The organism is Clostridioides sp. LIBA-7678, from assembly GCF_056716065.1.
Genome location: NZ_CP196987.1, coordinates 1146596 through 1166797 on the forward strand (window position 1 = coordinate 1146596; position 20202 = coordinate 1166797).

Below are 20202 nucleotides of genomic sequence, written 5' to 3' on the forward strand. Positions count from 1 at the left end.
ATGGAAAAAAAGGGAATATTATCAGTATTTAAAAATAAGAAGCCAATTATAGCAATGATACATTTAAAAGGAGATACTCCAGAAGATATCTTTGAAAGAGCTAAAAAAGAAATCACAATCTTAGAGGAAAATGGTGTAGATGGAATAATGTTAGAAAACTACTATGGCAATTACTATGATTTAGAAAGAATACTTGAGTATGTATCAAACGCTGATTTGTCAATACCATATGGAGTAAACTGCTTAAATGTTGATACTATGGGATTTGAACTGGCAACAAAATACAATGCAAATTATATACAAGTTGATTCTGTAGTAGGCCATGTTAAACCTAGAGACGAGGCAACATTAGAAGAATTTTTTAAATTACAACGTTCAAAGTGTCCAGCTTATTTAATTGGGGGAGTTCGATTTAAATATCAACCAGTATTATCGGAAAAAACAGTTGAAGAAGATTTAAAAATAGGTATGACAAGATGTGATGCCATAGCAGTTACAGAGAATGCTACAGGACAAGAAACATCAATGGAAAAGATAGAGTTATTCCGTAAAAACTTAGGGGATTTCCCATTAGTTATAGCTGCTGGAGTTACTTTGGAAAATGCAAAAAAACAACTTGAATTAGGAGATATGGCAATAATAGGAAGTTACTTTAAAGATAATTACAAGGATTTTGGAGATGTTAGTGTAGAACACGTGAAAACATTCATGGATGAAATAAAAAAAATTAGGGAGGAACTATAATGATTAAATTAGTAAGAGTAGACCACAGACTTATACATGGGCAAGTAGCATTTACATGGACAAAATTTTTAAGTACAGATTGCATATTGATAGCAAGTGATGAGCTATTAAAGGATGAATTAAGAATGGCAGGACTTAGAATGGCAAAACCATCTAATGTCAAACTTGTAATGAAGAATATAGAAGATTCTATAAAAGCACTCAATTCAGGAGTTACTGATAAATACAATTTATTGATACTTTGTGAATCTGTAGAAGATGTTTATAAGCTAGCCAAAGAAGTAAAAGCCATTAAATCTATAAACCTTGGTGGAACAAAATCAGATGATAATCGTGAAAATATATCTAAAGCAGTGCATGTATCAAAAGAGGATATAAATATGATTAAAGAATTAGATTCAGAAGGCGTAAATGTATTTGTACAATTGGTTCCTGATGATGATGCTACAAATGTAATGAAATTAATATAATTTTAGGGGGATGAAAATGGAATTTACACAAGTTATTCTGATAACTCTAATTGCATTCTTTGCATATATGCATTGTTTTGTAGGTTCTACAATGCATAATAGACCGATAGTTGTTGCGCCACTTGTTGGTTTAGCACTAGGTAATCTACATACAGGTATAGTAATAGGTTCAACATTGGAGCTAGTATTTATGGGTGCATTTCCAGTTGGAGCAAGTAACCCTCCTGACTTTGTATCTGGTTCTATTATTGCCACAGCATTTGTAATATTAACTGGTCAGGATGTGTCAGCAGCAGTTGTACTTGCAGTTCCTATAGCGACTTTAGTATTGCTTATAGACAACTTCTTAATGACAGTAGTACTTACATGGGGAGCTCATATTGCTGACCGTTATGCAGAAGAGGGTAATATTGAAGGTGTAGAGCGTGTGCAATTATTATTTGGTATAGGAAATAAATTAATATTAGCAATAATAGTAGGTATAGGATTCTCATTAGGTGTTCCAGTAATAGAAAAAATACTTTCATTTATACCATCATATGTAACTCATGGAATGGATGTTGCAGCAGGTGTTATACCAGCAATAGGTTTTGCTATGTTAGCTAGAATGATGCTTAATAAGAAAACAGTAGCATTTTTATTATTAGGATTTATATTGGTTGCTTATCTAAATATAACAGTAACAGGAGTTGCATTATTTGGATTAGCAATAGCTTTAATATATGTTAACTTTGTAGGAGAGAAGGAGGTAGTAGTAGATGACAACGAATTCTAAGAAATTGGAGACAATTTCACCAGACAGTAAAATAACGAGGAAAGACTTTTGGAAATGTTTTAGAAGGTCTTTAACATTAGATTCATCTTGGAACTATGAACGTATGCAAAATATAGCATATGCATATATGATGGCACCAATAATTCGTAGAGTATATAAAGATGATAAAGAAAAAAAATCGAAGGCTTTAAAAAGACACCTTGAATTCATGTCAGTTACTCCTCATATAAGTACTCTTTTGGTAGGTATATCTGGAGCTATGGAAGAAGAAAATGCAAAAAATGAAGAGTTTGATGCAAATAGTATAAATGCTGTTAAGTCAAGTTTAATGGGACCAATTTCTGGAATAGGAGATTCATTTTTCTGGGGGACATTGAAGCTTATAGCAGCTGGAGTTGGTATAGCTTTAGCTTCACAGGGAAATATAATGGGACCAATTCTATTTCTTTTAATAATAAACATTCCTCATTTTATCATTCGTTATATATGTTTAGATAAAGGATTTAAGTATGGAACTCAATTTTTTAAAGATGTAAGTGGTTCAAATATAGTTTCAAAAGTTATGGAAGCAGCTTCAATGTTAGGGCTTATGGTAATTGGAGGAATGACTGCCTCTAATGTAATGTTAAAGCTCAGTGTTAATGTAGGTAGTGGAGAGTGGGCAGAGCCCATTCAAACTTATTTAGACCAAATAATGCCATGTATGCTTCCAGCTATGATATTTGGTATTATGTATTGGTTATTAGGAAAAAAAGTCAAGACAACTACAATATTAATTTCTGTTATAATTATTTGTATAGTGCTAGCTGCTATTGGAATAGTATAAGCAGAATTAAGGATATGATTTCTAAAGTATTAAAAAAATCCCAAGTTCATTTGAACGAGGGCTTTTTTTTACTAAATTAACTAGAAAGAAAATTTTTATATAGTAATTTATGACTATTCATGTGACAATTACAGTTATTTTATTCATTAGTTATATAGTATAGAATTAAGTATCTTATATTATAATTATTATATTATGATTTCAAAGTACTCACATAATCTGTTTAAGAATTTATCTTCCAATGGAGAAAAAGTTTTCTTCTTAGAGTAAATAAAGAAAAATTTTCTAGTAAAATCAACATTTTTTATTTTATAACATTTAATTTTACCTGCATTTAGATAGTCAATAGCTGATATATAAGATATAAAAGAGACACCAAGACCCAGTCTAACCATTTCTTTAATAGCTTCATTTGATTCCACGTGGGCTATTATATTTAATTTATTTACAGGAAAGTTATTTTTGCTAAGTGTGTTTAGTATTAAATTTCTAGTACCAGAGCCTTCTTTTCTCATAATAAAATTTAAGTAAGCCAATTCTTCTATATCAATTTTATTATCTTTATTATCAATTTTAAAATCTGAAGGAGTGATAAGAACAAGCTCATCATCTAATAAGTCTAGGTATTCTATTTGAGGATTGTTAACTTTAGAACCAACCAATCCAAAGCTTATTCTTTCATTTAAAATTTCTGATATAGCATATTGAGAATCATAATGGCTTATGGAAAATTTTACGTCTGGGTAACTCATGGAAAAACTCTTCATAAAATCAGGTAAAATATAGGTTTCAGGTATAGAACTACATGCAATATCTATAATACCTTCTATTTTTCCTGAATATTCTTTTATATCATAAATTGCACGTTTACAGTTGTTTAATATATATATAGCATGTTCATAAAGAATTTCACCAGATTTTGTGAGTGTAATCACTTTGTTACTTCTATTTATAAGTACAGTTTCTAACTCTCTCTCTAAATTTTGTATATGTGCACTTACAGTAGGTTGAGTTAAAAAAAGTTCTCTTGCAGCTTTTGAAAAACTTTGATGTTTTGCAACAGCAACAAATACTTCAAGTTGTTTAAAATCCATTATTTAATCCTCCTTAAATTATCTAAAACTATTATAACATATTTGATAAATTAATAGTCAAAGGTGATTTTTAAAATAGAAAACCTTAAAATATTCATGGAGTTTTTGATTGTTTAGGAATAATTTGGTATAATGTTATAAGGATATTTACCTTTAAAATATTGTAAATTGAATTTTCAAAATTCAACTTTAAAATATATTTTATTACAGAAAAATTACAAAGAGCTTCTTAATCTTATTAAATTCAAATAAATATTATATAATTATTTTATAATACAATAAATATAATTATTGAAAAAAGAGATAATCGTACATCGAGATATAGATAAATATTATAAAATTTGAGAAAGGAGGATTGATTTATGAAGTTAAAAAAGTCATTAGTTTGTGTAACTATTTTAGGTATTGTACTTGTTGGATGTCATAAAGAAACCACTAAAGAGAAAAACCAAGTAGCAAATAAAGCAACACAACAAAAAACTATGACAAAAGTTCAAAATGATGTTAATGAAATTATGAGTAAGGATTATAAGTTTGTTATAAAAAATATGGGAATACCTTATAACACAATTTATTATATAAAACCTAAAGATTTAAAAGAATCAGATACAATGCAAGATATAAATACATCAAGTTATATGACATTAGTTTACCCTAAATATACTGGAAATAATGAATTAGATGGAAGTGCTTTATACATTGATATTAATAAAAATAAAGTTGTCAATGTTGAAACAAACTCGTTTTCATCACAAAGTACTATTGATATTGATGCTAATGCCAGTATTATGATTGAAAAAAGCGACCATGAAAAATCAGCTGTGTCATTAGAAAATTTTAGAAAGATTGACTTAGGAGAGTATATTGGAGTTGATGAGTCTAGAATAAATGAAGTTGTTGGAGAAGCAAATTATGAGCTAACAGCATATAATCATGAAGGTAACAAAGTAGTTAAAAGTTATAGATTAAAAGAAGACAATAAATTATTAAAAAATGAAGTGCTTACAATAAGTATTGTGGATAACAAAATAAAATCTATAAAAACTATTGAAAGTGATAAAATTGTAAAAATAATAAAAGGAGCTTTAATAGAATAATGGATTCTAAAGCATACAAGGCTGTTTCAAGATAGAAGTAAATTTCTAGCTGGAAACAGTTTTTTTATAAGATTTATAAAATTTATTGAATCTTAGTTAGAAATGATTTTATAAGCTTTATTAAATTTGAACTGCACTTATAGATAACAATTGGTTATAATTAAATATAAGATAAAATTATTTCTAAATTTTTCAATCTATAACATACTACATTGAAATGTTTTAAATAAAAAATATATTGGGGAGTATTTAAAATGATAGAATTAGCAGATGCCATAAAAATTATTGAAGAAAATGTTGTACCAATAAGTAGGGTGAAGAGAGTAAATCTTATAGATGCAGTAAATAAGGTAGTTGCAGAAGATATATATTCAACAATTGATAGCCCTCCATTTGATAGGTCACCATACGATGGTTATGCATATAATGCAAATTCTGAAAATAGAAACTTAAAGGTTATAGGGACTTTATATGCAGGAGAAGTATTTGAAAGTGTATTAAATAAAAATGAAGCAGTGAAGATAATGACTGGTGGTAAAATACCAAGGGGTGCAAACTGTGTAGTAAAAAAAGAAGATGTAACTGTTGTAGATGATATGATAATTTTAAATGTAAAGTTAAAGGAATATGATAATTACATATTCAAGGGTGAGGATATAAAAAAGGGGCAATTGATTATTAATAAAAATCAGAATATAGGGTATGATGGCTTAGGAGTGCTAGCAAGTCTTGGAATATCTACAGTAACAGTGTATGATGATTTAAAAGTCGGAATCTTGAATACAGGAACAGAATTACAAGATATAAACGAGCCTTTAGAGGATGGTAAGATATACGATAGTAATAGATATACATTATATTCGAAACTCATAAAGCTTGGTATACAGGCAGATACAATATGTAATTGTTCTGATGATATATTAGAGTTAGAAAAAATAGTAAAGAATATGTTGAAAAAGGTAGATTTTTTAATTACAACAGGTGGTGTGTCTGTTGGAGATAAGGATTTAATTCCAGATGTATTTAGAAAAATAGGTGCACAAGAGTTATTTTGGAAAATAAACATTAAACCTGGAGGAGCTTGTTATGTAGCTACATTGGGAGAAAAACTACTATTTGGACTTTCTGGAAATCCACATGCAGCAATTGTGGTATTTGATAATGTGGTAGTTCCTGTGATTGAGTATTTGACATATAAGAAAAGGGAGCATTATATAAAAGCTATATTTAAGGGGGAATTTAATAAACTTTCAAATAAGGATAGATTTGTAAGTGGTAAATTATATACAAGTGAAGGTAAATTATATGTAAGGTTAAATGATAAGAAGGATGCTAAAGCTAGATTGTCAGCAACATTGAGAAGTAATTGTATGATAAAAATAAAAAAGGAAGAAACTATAAAAGAAAATCAGTTAGTAGATGTTGTTATTAGATAGTTTTATGAAAGGAAGTAAATTTTATGTATAATATATTGTCAGTTGTATCCTATTCTGGAGTAGGCAAAACTACATTAATTGAAGGTATAATAAAAGAATTAAATAAAGAAGGGTATAATGTTGGGGTTATTAAGCATACATGTCATGATTTTGATATTGATGAAGAGGGTAAAGATACTTACAAACATAGAAAATCTGGTGCTAAAAAGGTATGTATAATATCAGATAAACGAGTGGCATATATTGAAGAACTAAAAGATAATAATCCATTATATGAAATGATTCAGTTGTATAGAGATATGGACTTAATTATTATAGAAGGATATAAAAATTATAGGTTTAGAAGATTGGAGATAACTAGAGAGAATAAATATAAGGATATTTTATCAAATAGGTCTGATTTAATAGGAATTGTTAGTGATATAGAATATGATTTAAATATTAAACAATTTGATTTAAATGACTATAAAAATATATCAAATTACATAGAGTATTGTATAAAAAATGAGATTTTAAGTATAAATGATACTGAAATAAAAAACATATTAAAAGAATAATTTTAAGATACTCTTTTGATATAAAATGGTATAATTATTTATATAAATAAAGATATGAGAAATTTATCAATCGTATTTTGAATTATAAAATATCAAAGAAATCGTAGGAGGAAAAAATATGAAAAAGATATTAGTAGCATGTGGGGCAGGAATTGCGACATCAACAGTAGTTTGTGATAGGGTAGAAAGATTAATTAAAGAAAATAACATACAAGCAGAAGTTATACAATGTAAAATTGCTGAATGTGCAACAAAACAAGAAGGAGCTGACTTAATAGTATCTACTACTATATTGCCAACAACTTATGATATACCTGCGATAAAAGCAACAGCATACATAACAGGTATAAATACAGCTGCCTTAGATAAGAAAATATTGGATGCTCTGAAATAGTTTTGTATTTATAAAAAAATATTTAGTATTAAATATAGAGTTGTGTCTTTGTAAGAATTTATTTATAGAGATATAGCTCTTTTATATTGTTTTAAAGGTAGAGTTAATAATATAAGTATTCAATTTTATGAAAAATATTGATTTATATTGTAAATTTATAAAAGATTTAAAATTGTTGTTATGTTATACTAATTTATGGGTATTTTTTAGAAGTATCAATGGAGGAGGGATTTAATACTTATGATAAAACAATTTATAAAATATTATAAGCCGTATAAGAAAATTTTCACACTAGACCTTATAGCAGCTTTTTTATTTTCCTTATGTGATTTAGTTTATCCTATGATAACTAGAAATATAATGGATGATATTGTTCCAAATAAAAATTTAAGAATGTTAGTAGTTTTTGCAGTAGTACTTATACTTATATTTATAGCAAAAGCAGGGCTTAACTATTTTATGCAGTATTGGGGGCATGTTATAGGTGTAGATATGCAAGCTGATATGAGAAATGAAGTATTTACACATTTGCAGAGACTTCCAAATACGTATTTTGATAATAACAAATCTGGGGTAACTATGTCTAGAATAGTAAATGACCTAATGGATATAACAGAACTTGCACATCATGGGCCTGAAGATTTATTCATTTCTATAGTAATGTTAGTGGGTTCATTCTTTATACTTATAGATATAAATATTCCTCTTACTCTCATAATATTTGCTATATTACCATTTATAATTTGGTTTGCAATAGCTAAAAAAGATAAGATGAATGTTGCTTTTATGAAGAGTAGAGTTACTATAGGTGATGTGAATGCTACCTTAGAAAATAGTATAGCAGGTATGAAAGTAACTAAGTCTTTTTGTACTGAAAAAGAAGAATTAAATAAGTTTGTAAGAAGTAATAAGTTATTTAGAAGAGCAAGACAAGATTCTTATAAAGTAATGGCAGAATATTATTCTGGGATGAACTTATACATGGATATTTTAGAGTGGGTAGTTGTCATAGCTGGTGGTTACTTTACTTATCTTGGAAAAATTACATTGGGTGATTTTGCTGCTTATATATTATATGTAAAAATGTTTATACAGCCTATGAAAAAATTGATAAACTTTACAGAGCAATATCAAAATGGTATGACAGGTTTTAAACGATTCATAGAAATAATGGAACAAGACCATCAAAAAGAAGCTAAAAATCCTGTTGAGCTTGAAAATGTAAAAGGTAATATTGAGATAGAAAATATATCTTTCACATACGAAGATAAGACTCAAGTATTAAATAATTTGAGTTTATCTATAAAAGCTGGCAAGACGATAGCATTAGTTGGACCTTCTGGAGGAGGAAAGACTACATTATGCAATCTATTACCAAGATTTTATGAATTTGATGAGGGTGATATAAAAATTGATGGAAAGAGTATAAAAGATGTTAGTTTAAAATCATTGAGAAAAAATATAGGCATAGTTCAACAAGATGTATTTTTATTTACAGGAACTATAAGAGATAATATTCTTTGTGGGAATCCTAATGCTACAGATGAAGAAATGATAGCAGCAGCCAAAAAGGCGAGAATACATGACTTTGTAGAGACTTTACCAGACGGATATGATACTTATATAGGTGAAAGAGGAGTAAAATTATCAGGTGGACAAAAACAAAGAATATCAATCTCGAGAATCTTTTTAAAGAATCCTCCAATAATAATATTGGATGAGGCTACATCTGCGTTAGACAATGTGACAGAAAGGGAAATTCAAGAGTCTTTAGAAGAATTAAGCAAAGATAGAACAAATTTAGTTGTCGCACATAGATTAACTACTATAAAAAATGCTGATGAAATCATAGTATTGACAGATAAAGGAATTGAAGAAAGAGGTACTCATGAAGAGTTAGTAAACAAAAATGGAGTATATAGTAGATTACACAATAACTAGTGTATAAATTTTATACCATAACTAACATATACACTAAATTTATAAACATAGAATATATTAAGGTTCATAAATCAAATTCATCTTATATTAATGAGTTGTTTTATGAAAAAATGTATTCTATGTTTTATTTTTTGCAAATTACAATTAATTCTATTTATAAGAATGGTGATAAATAGCCATTAATTAGGATAACGTTTTTCTAAAAAGAATAATTTAGAAAGCTAACTTTAATTTATAGAATTTATAGAATTTTATGAAAAAAATCGGATTTTGACTTGAAATGTTTTTCAAAAGTAGTAAAATAATGGATAACTATACATACATTGTATACAAATATATTTATTATGAGGGGGGATTTTGTATGGAGGCAATAACAGCTTTTTGTCTGGTTTTAGTGTCACTGACAATAGGAGATGTAGTTTCAGCAAAAACTAAAGCTTTTGTTCCATCAGTTTTTGTATCAGCAATTATATTTATAGTAGGATTTTGGACTTTTTTCCCAGAAAATATAGTAGATTTAGCCGCTTTAGGAACACCATTAGCCCAATTGGGAATGCTTTTATTAATAACACATATGGGAACTATGATGAGTATTAAGGAATTAGCAGGTCAATGGAAAACAATCGTAATAGCTTTAGCAGGAATAGTAGGTATATGTGTAGGTGCTTTAGCATTAGGTACAGTAGTATTTGGATGGGATACAGCAGTAATAGCTACACCTCCTCTTACTGGAGGACTAGTTGCATCTATAATGATGGCAGATGCTGCTACAGCAAAAGGTCTTGCAAGTTTGGCAGTACTTGCAATTTTAATGTATGTTGCACAAGGATTTGCAGGTTATCCGATTACAGCATTGATGCTTAAAAAAGAAGGAAAAAGACTTTTATCAGATTTTAGAAGTGGAAAAGTAACTGCAAGTAAAGTTGAAGAAAAAACTGAGAATGTACCTGAACAAAAAAGTAGATTTAAGATAATTCCAGATTTACCTGAAAAGTATGATACAACATATATGATAATACTTAGATTAGGATTGGTAGCATGGTTAGCAGTACAATTTACAAATCTTACACATGAAGTTGTATCTAGATATGTTATATGTTTAATATTTGGTGTAATAGCATCAGAACTTGGAATAGTTGATAGAAAACCTCTTAACAAATCTGGTTCATTTGGATGGTTAATGACATCATTGATGGCTTTTATATTTGCAGGTTTAGCAAAGGCTACACCAGCAATGCTTGCTGAAATGGCAGTTCCTCTTGTAGGAATTATAATATTTGGTGTAATAGGTATGGGGATATTCTCTATTATAGCAGGTAAGCTTTTAGGCGAAAGTAAAGAAATGGCTTTTTCAGTTTCACTTACAGCACTTTATGGTTTCCCACCTAACTATATATTAACTGAAGAAGCAGTAAAAGCTTTAGCTGAAACACCAGAAGAAAAAGAATTTTTAATGGATAAGATGCTTCCAAAGATGCTTGTTGGAGGATTCACTACAGTTACAATAGCTTCTGTAGTAATAGCAGGTATATTTGTAAATCTAATCTAATATTTAACTGATAATGATAAAAAATATTTTAAAGAAGAAGAATATGTACTACCTGGAGGTCTGGAATGGATATTAAGGAAATAACAAAGAGTTATAAAGACTATGTGATTAAGCTTAGAAGGGAATTTCATGAAAATCCTGAGAAGAGTATGGAAGAAGTTAGAACATCAAAGAGAATCAAAGAAGAACTTGATAAAATTGGAGTGCCATATGTATCAGCTGGAGGCACAGGTGTAATTGCAACTATAAAAGGAGCTAAGCCAGGAAAGACTGTAGCACTTAGAGGTGATATGGATGCTCTACAAGTTGTCGAATGTACTGATGTAGAATATAAATCGAAAAATGAAGGGCTTATGCATGCTTGTGGTCATGATGGTCATACATCAATGCTTTTAGGAGCAGCGAAAGTACTAAATGATATTAAAGATAGTATTAATGGAACTGTAAAATTATTTTTTCAACCAGGAGAAGAAGTTGGTAAAGGTGCAAGAGCTATGATTAAAGATGGTGCGATGGAAGGTGTAGATAGCGTATTTGGGATACATCTTTGGACTGATGTGGAATCTGGAACTATATCAGTAGAAGAAGGACCAAGAATGGCTTCTGCTGACTTCTTTAAAATCACTGTAAAAGGTAAGGGTGGTCATGGCTCACTTCCTCATCAAGGTGTTGATGCAGTACTTGCAAGTTCAGCAATAGTTATGAATTTACAATCTATGGTTAGTAGAGAAGTAAGTCCTTTAGAGCCATTAGTTGTAAGTGTTGGAGTTTTAAATTCTGGAACTAGATTTAATGTAATAGCAAGTGAAGCTATCTTAGAAGGTACAATAAGACTATTTAATCCAGAACTTAGAAAACAAATTCCTTCAATTCTAGAACGTATAGCAAAATCTACAGCAGGAGCATATAGAGCAGAAGCTGAATTAGAATATGGATATCTAACTCCAGCAGTTATAAATGACAAAGAATGCTCAAAGATAGCAACTGATGCAGCAATTAAGCTATTTGGAGAAGAATGTATAACAATGTTTGAAAAAGTAACAGGAGCAGAAGATTTGGCTGAATTTATGAATATTGCACCTGGTGCGCTAGCCTTTGTAGGAGCTAGAAATGAGTCAAAAGGTGCTTGTTACCCTCACCATCATGGATGTTTTAATATAGATGAGGATGCGTTAGAGATTGGAACTGCTTTATATGTTCAATATGCAGTGGACTTTTTAAATAAATAAATTTAATATACTATAAGGAAAAAGCAGAGACTAAGTTTATATCTCTGCTTTTTTATTGTCTATAATTTTTATAAGGATTGACTATATAAAATATATATGATAGGATAAAAGAAAATGATAATCAATATCAAATAAAAAGAAGGTGATTTATTTGAATAATGTAGTGTTTGCATTTTTGATAACATTATTGGCAGGTTTGTCTACAGGTATAGGTAGTTGTATAGCCTTTTTTGCTAAAAAAACTAACACGAAGTTTCTTTCTATAAGTTTAGGATTTTCTGCTGGTGTTATGATTTATGTGTCTATGATAGAAATTTTTCCTAAAGCACAAGATGCTTTGACAAAGTCTATGGGAGAGAAAATGGGAAGCTGGTCAACTGTAATAGCTTTTTTTGCAGGGATGGCTATCATTGCAATTATTGATAAGTTAATCCCTCAAGAAGAAAATCCACATGAGATAAAGAAGATGGAAAATATAGAGGAACAAAATATCAAAAGAAATAAATCTCTTTTGAGAACAGGTATATTTACAGCAATGGCTATAGCAATTCATAATTTTCCAGAAGGTTTAGCTACATTTATATCAGCTCTTGACGATGTTACGATAGCTATACCAATAGCTATTGCAATTGCTATACACAATATACCAGAAGGTATATCCGTATCTGTACCAGTTTATTATGCTACAGGAGATAAGAAGAAAGCTTTTTATTATTCTTTTTTATCTGGTATGTCTGAACCATTAGGAGCAATTATTGGATATGCACTTCTTAGAAATTTCTTAAATGATATAACTCTTGGAATTGTATTTGCAATTGTAGGGGGAATCATGGTATTTATATCGCTTGATGAACTATTGCCATCAGCTAGGGAGTATGGTGAGCATCATTTATCCATTTATGGTCTAATTGCAGGCATGGGTGTTATGGCTATTAGCTTACTGTTATTTAAATAAGCTTTTAGATGTCTGATTGTAACCTAAAATTAATATCAAAATGATATAATTATTTAAATAGATTTTTTAAGATATTTAAAAATATCATTTTGGAGAGTGAGTATTATGAAAAAGAAAATAAGGTTTAAATTTGACTGGTATAGCTCACCTGATAAGATAGAAAAATGGTTAGAGGATATGGAAATTAAAGGATATAATTTATATAAGATAAATAAACTTGGTGGAATATTTTACTTTTATAAAGGAAGTCCAAGAAAAATAAAATACACTGTTGATTACTACTATGATGCAGAGAATAATTATTTTAATGAACATAAATCAAAAGGTTGGAATCTTGTTTTTAGGAGTATTGGCAGTTTTATGGGGACATCTTCATGGTATGTATGGTCTAAAGAATATGAAGATGTACCTCCTAAACTATATAGCGATTTTGATAAACTAAATAAAGTAAAATCAATTTTGTTTATGAACGTATTTATATTCTTTTTGTTAGTGGTAATCTTTATATATTTATTATATGTTGAAGTAAGTAATCTATCTAGTGGTTATGACGTATCAATAACTGCTATTGTACTACAGATTATGTTATTAGTTTTATATATAGTACAGTTATATAAGAGACTAATGTATTATCTAAGGCTTAAAAAGTTTAAATAAATAGAAGAGGGTACCTTGAAATGATTTTAAAAAAACTTTTAAGGTACTTTCTTTTGTTCATGAATACTGTTTTTTAATACTGTTGATTTTTATTGTGAAATTGATATATAAAATTGAGTATTGATATAAATAATTTGAAAATGTTATTCTAAAGTATCAGATGTGTAAAATCACATCTGAGTAAATTAATTCAAATATTTTAACTGTATTAATTAAAAATCGTGCAAGGAGGAATTTTATGATTAATATAGCAGTTTGTGAAGATGAAAAAGAAGCTCAACTTTTAATAGTAGATTATATTGAGAATATATTAAAAAATATAAGTATAGAATATGAAATAAAAAAATATTTATCTGGAGAAGAGTTACTTGAAAACAACTTAAAAGACATAGATATACTATTTCTTGATATAAAGATGGAAAAACTAAATGGAATGGATACTGCAAGAATGATTAGAAAAATGGGTAGTGAAATGGAAATAATATTTATAACCTCCTTGATAGACTATGTACAAGAAGGATATGAGGTAAGAGCTTATAGATATTTGCTAAAGCCTATAGAATTTGAAGAATTAAAAAAACATATGTTGACCTGTATTAAAGATATAGAAACAAACAAGGATAGTTATATCATAATAAAAGATAAGTCAAACACATATAAGATTTATTTAAATGAAATTAAATATATAGAAGTTCAAAAAAAAGAGATGCTAATACACACTATAAATAAGAATTTTTATATAAGATATAGCTTAAATAAAATAGAAAAAGAATTAAATCTATCTAGATTTATAAGATGCCATAAAAGTTTTATAGTAAATTTAAGCCATGTTGAAAATATAAAGTATAATATTGCAATATTGGAAAGTGGTGAGGAAGTACCTATTAGTAGATATAGATATAAAGAGGTTAAGGAGAAGTTTTTGAGATTTCTTGGTGATACAATATGTTAAATTTCATGACTGAGCTATTATTAATTTTATCTATATTTATAAGATTTACTATAATGAAAGATGTATTAACTTACAAAGAAGAGCATAAAAAAAATGAAAAAATAATATTCTGTATTCTGTTGTTCTTAATTTATACTATGTTTCAAGTAACTAGATTATTGAATGAAGGAAAATATTCTAATAATATAAACTATTTATTTCCTATTGTAGCATTTATTGTATGGGGAGTATATTATAATTATTTTTACAAGATAAGTATTATTAAGTATACTGTTTTCTTTTATTTATTCAGTGTATATTATGAATGTTTAAACGATGTTGTATATAGGGTACTATTTTTTGTGATTACAGGTAATGTCATATCGTCTAAGGAATATTTATTAGCATCTCAACTAGATTATATAAAAATTCATATATATAGTAACTTAATAATGATTCTTATATACATGGTATTTTATTTTTTTAGAAAGTATATAAAATCAATTACTCAGTATAAGAGAAATTATGTATATTTATTATTTGCTTTATTAGCTAATACAACTAATGTATTCACAAATTATATATTAAAGAAATTAGAACGGTTTGGGTCATTATATTCGGAAGGATACTATTTTGATAATTTTGTGAATCCAAAGTTAATAGGAGCTAGTAGTATACTTCTTATACTAGTATTTAAAGAAATAATAAAAGAAAATAGATTAAAATCTCAAAATGAATTAATAAAAAATAAGTTAGAGATGCAATATGCATATTATTTAGCCATTCAAGAATCCCATAGGAAGGTTAGGAAGCTTTACCATGATATAAATAATCATATTTATTGTGTAGAGAATCTCAAAAATAATAGTGAAGAAATAGATGAATATGTGAGTAATTTAAAAGATGAAATTAAATCATTTAAATATATTTATAATACAGGAAATATGATACTAGACATTATAATTAACGAAAAGAGCGAAATATGTGCAAAAAAGGGAATTAAATTTAATTGCTGCATAAATTTTTCAAAAATAAATTTTATGAAGCCCATAGATGTCTCAAGCATTTTTTCTAATATTTTAGATAATGCTATAGAAGCATGTGATAAAATCATGGATGAAAATAGTAATAAATATATCAAAATTAAAGGAACTATAACGAAGTCATTTTTTGTACTTAAATGTGAAAATAGTAAGATAAATTCTATTACTATAAATAGAAGTATATTATTGACAGATAAAATGGATAAATTTATGCATGGAATAGGAATTCAGAGTATTAAATCGTCTTTGCAAAAATATAATGGAGAACTATTATTTGAAAATAATAAGGATAAGTTCATGCTGAATATATACATACCATTGAATCAAGATACTGACAGTTGGGATGATTAAGTTACTAGTTGGACTATACAAATTTTATATTTCAAATCATTAGTATATTAGTTTACTATAAAAATTCATAACAAGATAGAAATAGATTATATATAAATTATTTGTGCTTCCATTTTATGTAAAAGGACAGTATAATATAATTAAAGTATGTTATAACATACAAAAAGATAATAGATATTTATCTAAAGGGGGATTTTAAATGAGTCAAACTAATAGAATAGAAGAATTTAGACAAGAATACATTAATTCTAAGCCTATGATATGTTGTGAAAGGGCTAGAATTTTTACAGAATCGCATAAAAAAACTGAGGGAGAAGCTATATGTATAAGAAGAGCTAAAGCTTTTTTAGAGACATGTAAAGGACTTCCTATAAAAATATTTGAAAATGAATTAATTGTTGGGACAGCAGGTAAGTTTAGAAGAACAGGTATATTGACACCAGAATTTTCTTGGCAATGGGTAGATAAAGAAATGGATACTTTTGACGAAAGAACTCAAGACCCATATGTAATATCAAAAGAACAAATAGAATTTATAAGAAAAGAAATATTCCCATATTGGAAGGGAAAGTCTTTGGAAGAAGTTTTTTTAGCAAGAATCCCAGAAGATACAGCTAAGATATTGGTAGATACAGGTATAATAGACAATGACTCTAAGTGGAGACAGGCAGTTGGTGAGGTAACACCAGATTATCAAGATATACTATTTGTAAAAGGATACAAAGGAATTAAAGAAGATGCAGATAAAAAAATAGCAGAATTAGATATATCAATTTCAGAAAATATTGAAAAAATAGATTTCTACAAGTCTGTTTCTATAGTAGCAGAGGCTATTATGACACTGGCAAATAGATATTCAAATCTTGCAAAAGAAATGAGTGAATCTGAAACAAATGAAAAAAGAAAAGCAGAACTTTTAAAAATAGCAGAAATATGTATGAATGTACCAGCAAATCCTCCAACTAGTTTTTATGAAGCAATACAATTTGTATGGTTTGTACAACTAGGTGGTGTTTTATCAGAAAATCCTCTAGCATTAAATTTAGGTAGATTTGACCAATATATGTATCCATATTATGAAAATGATGTTAAAGAAGGTAAGATAACTGAATCAGAAGCTCAGGAACTAATAGAAGCTCTTTGGATTAAGTTATCAGAATGGGTATGGACTATATCAGCAAATACAGCCAATTATTTTGCAGGATATAATCAATTCCAAAATCTTACTGTTGGTGGCAAAAAGAGAAATGGTACTGATGGAACAAATGCTATTTCGTATATGTGTTTAAAGGCTACAGAAAGTGTAAAAACTCATCAGCCAGGTTTAAGTGTTAGAATAAGCCAAGGAGCACCAGATGATTTCGTTATGGCAGTTGCAAAACTAGTAAAACAAGGTACTGGTTTCCCTGCTATACACAGTGATAGTGCAGGGGCACAAATGTTATTACAAGATGGATATGATGCAGAAGATGCAAGAGACTGGAGTAATTGTGGTTGTGTAGTTCCTCATTTTAGAAAAACAGGGCAATGGACTTCAGCAGTAAATATAAACTTTGCAGCAGCTTTAGAATATGCCATGAATGAAGGTAAAAGCAGATTAACTGGAGAAACAATGGGGTTAGATGCAAAGAGTATCACAGAATTTACTTCTTTTGAAGAACTTAAAGATGAGTTTTTAAAGCAATTAGCATACCTTATCAAAAATTCTGTTATAGGAACTACTGTTGCACAACAAATTCATAAAGAAATGGTACCAAGACCATTTTTGTCTACTTGTGTAGATGGATGTTTAGATAAAGGTACTGATTTAAGTAAAGGTGGAGCAAAATATAATATAGGGCCTGTATTAACTGGTATAGGGCTAGGAGTGGTTTCAAACTCACTAGCAGCCATAAAAAAATTAGTATTTGAAGATAAAGTTACTACACTAGAAGAGTTAACAAAAGCACTAAACAATGATTGGGAAGGTTATGAAGATTTAAGAAAACTTGCACTTGATGTTCCTAAGTATGGAAATGATAATGATTATGTAGATTCATTAGCAATTGAAGTTTCTGATTTTTATTATACAGAAACTAGAAAATATAAAGATATATTTGGTTCAAAATTTAATAGTGCATTTATGGGAATATCAAACTATGTGCCAACTGGAAAAATTGTAGGTGCAACTCCATGTGGAAGAAAAGCAACAAAACCTTTGACAGAAGGTGTTTCTCCATTCGTTGGGACTGACACAACAAGTCCACTAGCAGCTATGAAATCTGCATCAAAAATAAATCATGATGTTCATACTGGTGGAACTCTTTTAAACTTAAGACTGAATCAAGATTTAGTGGAAACAGAAAGAGGACTTAGAAATCTATCATCTATGGTCAAATCATACTTTGCTCTAGGAGGATTCCATGTACAATTTAATACAATATCAAACGATATTCTATTAAAGGCTCAAGAAAATCCAGAAGAATATAAAGATTTACTAGTGAGAGTTGCTGGATATAGCACTCAATTTGTTAATTTATCAAGAGAAATGCAAGATGCTATAATAGCTAGAAATGCACATAGTAAATTTTAATTACGAGGTATATTATGAGTAAAAAAGGCAGAGTTGTAAAAGTGCAACATTTTTCAGTAAATGATGGAGATGGTATAAGAACTACTATATTTTTAGAAGGATGTAAATTAAAGTGTAAGTGGTGTTCTAATCCAGACTCTTGGAGTAATATAGTCAAGTTAGGCGTCATGAAAGATAAATGTATATCTTGTAATAGATGTATAGATGTTTGTCCTCAAAATATAAGCTCACTATTTGATAGAACTCAAATAAATAGTAAGTGTAATTTATGTGGAGAATGTGTCAAGGTATGCCTTAAAGATGCTATTTGTATAATGACTGAAGAAATGACAGTTGAAGAAATTATAAAGGAAGTTGAAAAAGATTTTATATTTTTCTTTGAGTCTAATGGAGGAGTAACTTTTTCTGGAGGAGAGCCAACACTTCAAATTGATTTTTTAAGAGAATTAGTGGATGTATTTTATAATAAAGGTATAAACATAGCAATTGAAACTTGTGGATACTTTGATTGGAATAAAGTGAATGATGTATTTGAGAAAATAGACCATATTTTTGTAGATATAAAATCGATGGATGACAATGTTCACAAGGAATACACAGGAGTAAGTAATAAAATTATATTGGAGAATATATGTAAGCTTTCAAAGCTAAATAAATCTATGGTTATAAGAGTTCCAATTATTTGTGGAGTTAATGATAGTGAAGAAAATATAAGAAATACTGCATTATTTGTAAAACAAAATGTTCCAGAGGGAAAGATGGAATTACTTCCATATCATAAATTTGGAATTGATAAATATAAGGCATTAGGGCTTGAGGATTATATATATGAATTTGATGAAATTTGTAATAATCATATGTTAAAATTAAAAGAGATAGTAGAACTTACAGGAGTAAAAATCATAGAATACAAATAAGCTATCAGGAGGATTTTAACATGGATAATAAATTTCCTAATGTGGGAGAAAATTTAAGGTTATTAAGACAAGAAATGGGCATAAGTTTAGATAAAGCTTCAAAGATGACAGGTGTCAGTAAAGCAATGCTTGGTCAAATTGAGAGAGGGGAATCTAGCCCAACAGTATCTACCTTATGGAAAATTTCATCTGGATTTAAAATAAATTTTACAACACTATTAAGTGAAAACACAAATACTTATGAAGTCATAAAAAAAGAAGAGGTAGAACCTATTATTGAACAGAAAGGGAATATGAAGTTATATCCAATATATCCTTTCAGCCCTCAAAGGAGGTTTGAACTCTTCATAATTGAACTTGAAGAGAATTGTACTCATGTTTCGTCTACACACAGTCATGTTTTAGAAGAGTATGTACTTGTAATAGAAGGAAAACTTGACCTTAATGTTGATGGAAAAACTTATATTTTGGAGTCTGGACATTCTATTAGATTTGATGGAACCTTAGAGCATATATATAAAAATTTAAATAAAGGAAAAACTATATTTCATAATATAGAAGTTTATAGATAATTTTATAGTTATCCTTTTCTAAAATAAATTATAATTTTAGAAAAGGATGACTTGTTTTTATAATATTGGAAAAAATATATATGTATTAATGT

At 28.4% G+C, this 20202-nt stretch carries 19 protein-coding genes; 18 read left to right on the forward strand and 1 reads right to left on the reverse strand.

All coding sequences use genetic code 11. The features are described from left to right. From ACTG46_RS05520 to ACTG46_RS05535, 4 genes are read left to right on the forward strand one after another with little or no spacing between them, the layout of a single operon-like run. Complete coding sequence (locus tag ACTG46_RS05520; RefSeq protein ID WP_054276208.1) at window positions 1–744, forward strand: BtpA/SgcQ family protein; 744 nt, start codon at window positions 1–3, stop codon at window positions 742–744. Then, window positions 744–1214: a PTS sugar transporter subunit IIB gene (locus ACTG46_RS05525; protein WP_054269625.1), complete on the forward strand. Its 471-nt coding sequence runs from the start codon at window positions 744–746 to the stop codon at window positions 1212–1214. Before ACTG46_RS05520 ends, ACTG46_RS05525 begins: the two co-directional genes overlap by 1 nt. A gap of 16 nt (window positions 1215–1230) precedes the next feature. Then, a complete protein-coding gene (locus ACTG46_RS05530) occupies window positions 1231–1989 on the forward strand; it encodes a PTS mannose/fructose/sorbose/N-acetylgalactosamine transporter subunit IIC (protein ID WP_054269626.1) in 759 nt (252 codons plus the stop codon). Beyond that, the gene (locus tag ACTG46_RS05535) at window positions 1973–2815 is read left to right on the forward strand and encodes a PTS system mannose/fructose/sorbose family transporter subunit IID (RefSeq protein WP_054269627.1); all 843 of its coding nucleotides are present in this window, start codon (window positions 1973–1975) and stop codon (window positions 2813–2815) included. The genes ACTG46_RS05530 and ACTG46_RS05535 overlap by 17 nt, the downstream gene beginning before the upstream one ends. A gap of 188 nt (window positions 2816–3003) precedes the next feature. Here the strand turns inward: ACTG46_RS05535 and ACTG46_RS05540 are convergent, their stop codons facing one another. Next, window positions 3004–3909, reverse strand: coding sequence for a selenium metabolism-associated LysR family transcriptional regulator (locus ACTG46_RS05540; protein ID WP_054269628.1), 906 nt, complete (start codon window positions 3907–3909; stop codon window positions 3004–3006). Window positions 3910–4271: 362 nt separating this feature from the next. Between ACTG46_RS05540 and ACTG46_RS05545 the strand changes: the two genes are divergently transcribed. The 14 genes from ACTG46_RS05545 to ACTG46_RS05610 all read left to right on the forward strand — a co-directional run bounded on the left by ACTG46_RS05545 (window position 4272) and on the right by ACTG46_RS05610 (window position 20110). Beyond that, window positions 4272–5006 carry a hypothetical protein gene (locus ACTG46_RS05545; RefSeq protein ID WP_054269629.1) on the forward strand — a complete coding sequence of 245 codons (735 nt, stop codon included), beginning with the start codon at window positions 4272–4274 and terminating at the stop codon, window positions 5004–5006. Between the two features lie 254 nt (window positions 5007–5260). Beyond that, on the forward strand, window positions 5261–6442 hold the full coding sequence (locus ACTG46_RS05550) for a molybdopterin molybdotransferase MoeA (protein ID WP_243192764.1): 1182 nt from the start codon (window positions 5261–5263) through the stop codon (window positions 6440–6442). A 23-nt stretch (window positions 6443–6465) separates the two neighbouring features. Beyond that, on the forward strand, window positions 6466–6999 hold the full coding sequence (mobB, locus tag ACTG46_RS05555; protein WP_054269631.1) for a molybdopterin-guanine dinucleotide biosynthesis protein B: 534 nt from the start codon (window positions 6466–6468) through the stop codon (window positions 6997–6999). Window positions 7000–7117: 118 nt separating this feature from the next. Beyond that, a complete protein-coding gene (locus ACTG46_RS05560) occupies window positions 7118–7393 on the forward strand; it encodes a PTS sugar transporter subunit IIB (RefSeq protein ID WP_021383888.1) in 276 nt (91 codons plus the stop codon). A gap of 240 nt (window positions 7394–7633) precedes the next feature. Next, window positions 7634–9334 carry an ABC transporter ATP-binding protein gene (locus ACTG46_RS05565; RefSeq protein ID WP_054269632.1) on the forward strand — a complete coding sequence of 567 codons (1701 nt, stop codon included), beginning with the start codon at window positions 7634–7636 and terminating at the stop codon, window positions 9332–9334. 361 nt (window positions 9335–9695) lie between these two features. Beyond that, entirely contained in the window at window positions 9696–10883 is a 1188-nt protein-coding gene (locus ACTG46_RS05570) for a hypothetical protein (protein WP_054269633.1), read from the forward strand. Between the two features lie 65 nt (window positions 10884–10948). Continuing rightward, window positions 10949–12112 (forward strand): M20 family metallopeptidase, encoded by a 1164-nt coding sequence (locus ACTG46_RS05575; RefSeq protein ID WP_054269634.1) that lies wholly within the window; start codon window positions 10949–10951, stop codon window positions 12110–12112. 151 nt (window positions 12113–12263) lie between these two features. Further along, window positions 12264–13067 (forward strand): zinc transporter ZupT, encoded by an 804-nt coding sequence (zupT, locus tag ACTG46_RS05580; RefSeq protein ID WP_054276210.1) that lies wholly within the window; start codon window positions 12264–12266, stop codon window positions 13065–13067. Window positions 13068–13172: 105 nt separating this feature from the next. Then, entirely contained in the window at window positions 13173–13724 is a 552-nt protein-coding gene (locus tag ACTG46_RS05585; protein ID WP_479923741.1) for a DUF2812 domain-containing protein, read from the forward strand. Window positions 13725–13962: 238 nt separating this feature from the next. Then, entirely contained in the window at window positions 13963–14676 is a 714-nt protein-coding gene (locus ACTG46_RS05590) for a LytR/AlgR family response regulator transcription factor (RefSeq protein ID WP_167641145.1), read from the forward strand. Next, window positions 14670–16049, forward strand: a complete 1380-nt coding sequence (locus ACTG46_RS05595; RefSeq protein WP_479923742.1) for a GHKL domain-containing protein — start codon at window positions 14670–14672, stop codon at window positions 16047–16049. The genes ACTG46_RS05590 and ACTG46_RS05595 overlap by 7 nt, the downstream gene beginning before the upstream one ends. 199 nt (window positions 16050–16248) lie before the next feature. Then, on the forward strand, window positions 16249–18621 hold the full coding sequence (locus ACTG46_RS05600) for a formate C-acetyltransferase/glycerol dehydratase family glycyl radical enzyme (protein ID WP_167639677.1): 2373 nt from the start codon (window positions 16249–16251) through the stop codon (window positions 18619–18621). 14 nt (window positions 18622–18635) lie between these two features. Then, entirely contained in the window at window positions 18636–19538 is a 903-nt protein-coding gene (locus tag ACTG46_RS05605; RefSeq protein ID WP_167639678.1) for a glycyl-radical enzyme activating protein, read from the forward strand. 20 nt (window positions 19539–19558) lie between these two features. Then, window positions 19559–20110 carry a helix-turn-helix domain-containing protein gene (locus tag ACTG46_RS05610; protein ID WP_054269641.1) on the forward strand — a complete coding sequence of 184 codons (552 nt, stop codon included), beginning with the start codon at window positions 19559–19561 and terminating at the stop codon, window positions 20108–20110. The last annotated feature ends 92 nt before the right edge of the window (window positions 20111–20202 follow it).

Coding starts and splice junctions, on each gene's coding strand:
- ACTG46_RS05520 (WP_054276208.1), top strand. CDS start 1: ATGGAAAAAAAGGGAATATTATCAGTATTTAAAAATAAGAAGCCAATT.
- ACTG46_RS05525 (WP_054269625.1), top strand. CDS start 744: ATGATTAAATTAGTAAGAGTAGACCACAGACTTATACATGGGCAAGTA.
- ACTG46_RS05530 (WP_054269626.1), top strand. CDS start 1,231: ATGGAATTTACACAAGTTATTCTGATAACTCTAATTGCATTCTTTGCA.
- ACTG46_RS05535 (WP_054269627.1), top strand. CDS start 1,973: ATGACAACGAATTCTAAGAAATTGGAGACAATTTCACCAGACAGTAAA.
- ACTG46_RS05540 (WP_054269628.1), bottom strand. CDS start 3,909: ATGGATTTTAAACAACTTGAAGTATTTGTTGCTGTTGCAAAACATCAA.
- ACTG46_RS05545 (WP_054269629.1), top strand. CDS start 4,272: ATGAAGTTAAAAAAGTCATTAGTTTGTGTAACTATTTTAGGTATTGTA.
- ACTG46_RS05550 (WP_243192764.1), top strand. CDS start 5,261: ATGATAGAATTAGCAGATGCCATAAAAATTATTGAAGAAAATGTTGTA.
- mobB (WP_054269631.1), top strand. CDS start 6,466: ATGTATAATATATTGTCAGTTGTATCCTATTCTGGAGTAGGCAAAACT.
- ACTG46_RS05560 (WP_021383888.1), top strand. CDS start 7,118: ATGAAAAAGATATTAGTAGCATGTGGGGCAGGAATTGCGACATCAACA.
- ACTG46_RS05565 (WP_054269632.1), top strand. CDS start 7,634: ATGATAAAACAATTTATAAAATATTATAAGCCGTATAAGAAAATTTTC.
- ACTG46_RS05570 (WP_054269633.1), top strand. CDS start 9,696: ATGGAGGCAATAACAGCTTTTTGTCTGGTTTTAGTGTCACTGACAATA.
- ACTG46_RS05575 (WP_054269634.1), top strand. CDS start 10,949: ATGGATATTAAGGAAATAACAAAGAGTTATAAAGACTATGTGATTAAG.
- ACTG46_RS05585 (WP_479923741.1), top strand. CDS start 13,173: ATGAAAAAGAAAATAAGGTTTAAATTTGACTGGTATAGCTCACCTGAT.
- ACTG46_RS05590 (WP_167641145.1), top strand. CDS start 13,963: ATGATTAATATAGCAGTTTGTGAAGATGAAAAAGAAGCTCAACTTTTA.
- ACTG46_RS05595 (WP_479923742.1), top strand. CDS start 14,670: ATGTTAAATTTCATGACTGAGCTATTATTAATTTTATCTATATTTATA.
- ACTG46_RS05600 (WP_167639677.1), top strand. CDS start 16,249: ATGAGTCAAACTAATAGAATAGAAGAATTTAGACAAGAATACATTAAT.
- ACTG46_RS05605 (WP_167639678.1), top strand. CDS start 18,636: ATGAGTAAAAAAGGCAGAGTTGTAAAAGTGCAACATTTTTCAGTAAAT.
- ACTG46_RS05610 (WP_054269641.1), top strand. CDS start 19,559: ATGGATAATAAATTTCCTAATGTGGGAGAAAATTTAAGGTTATTAAGA.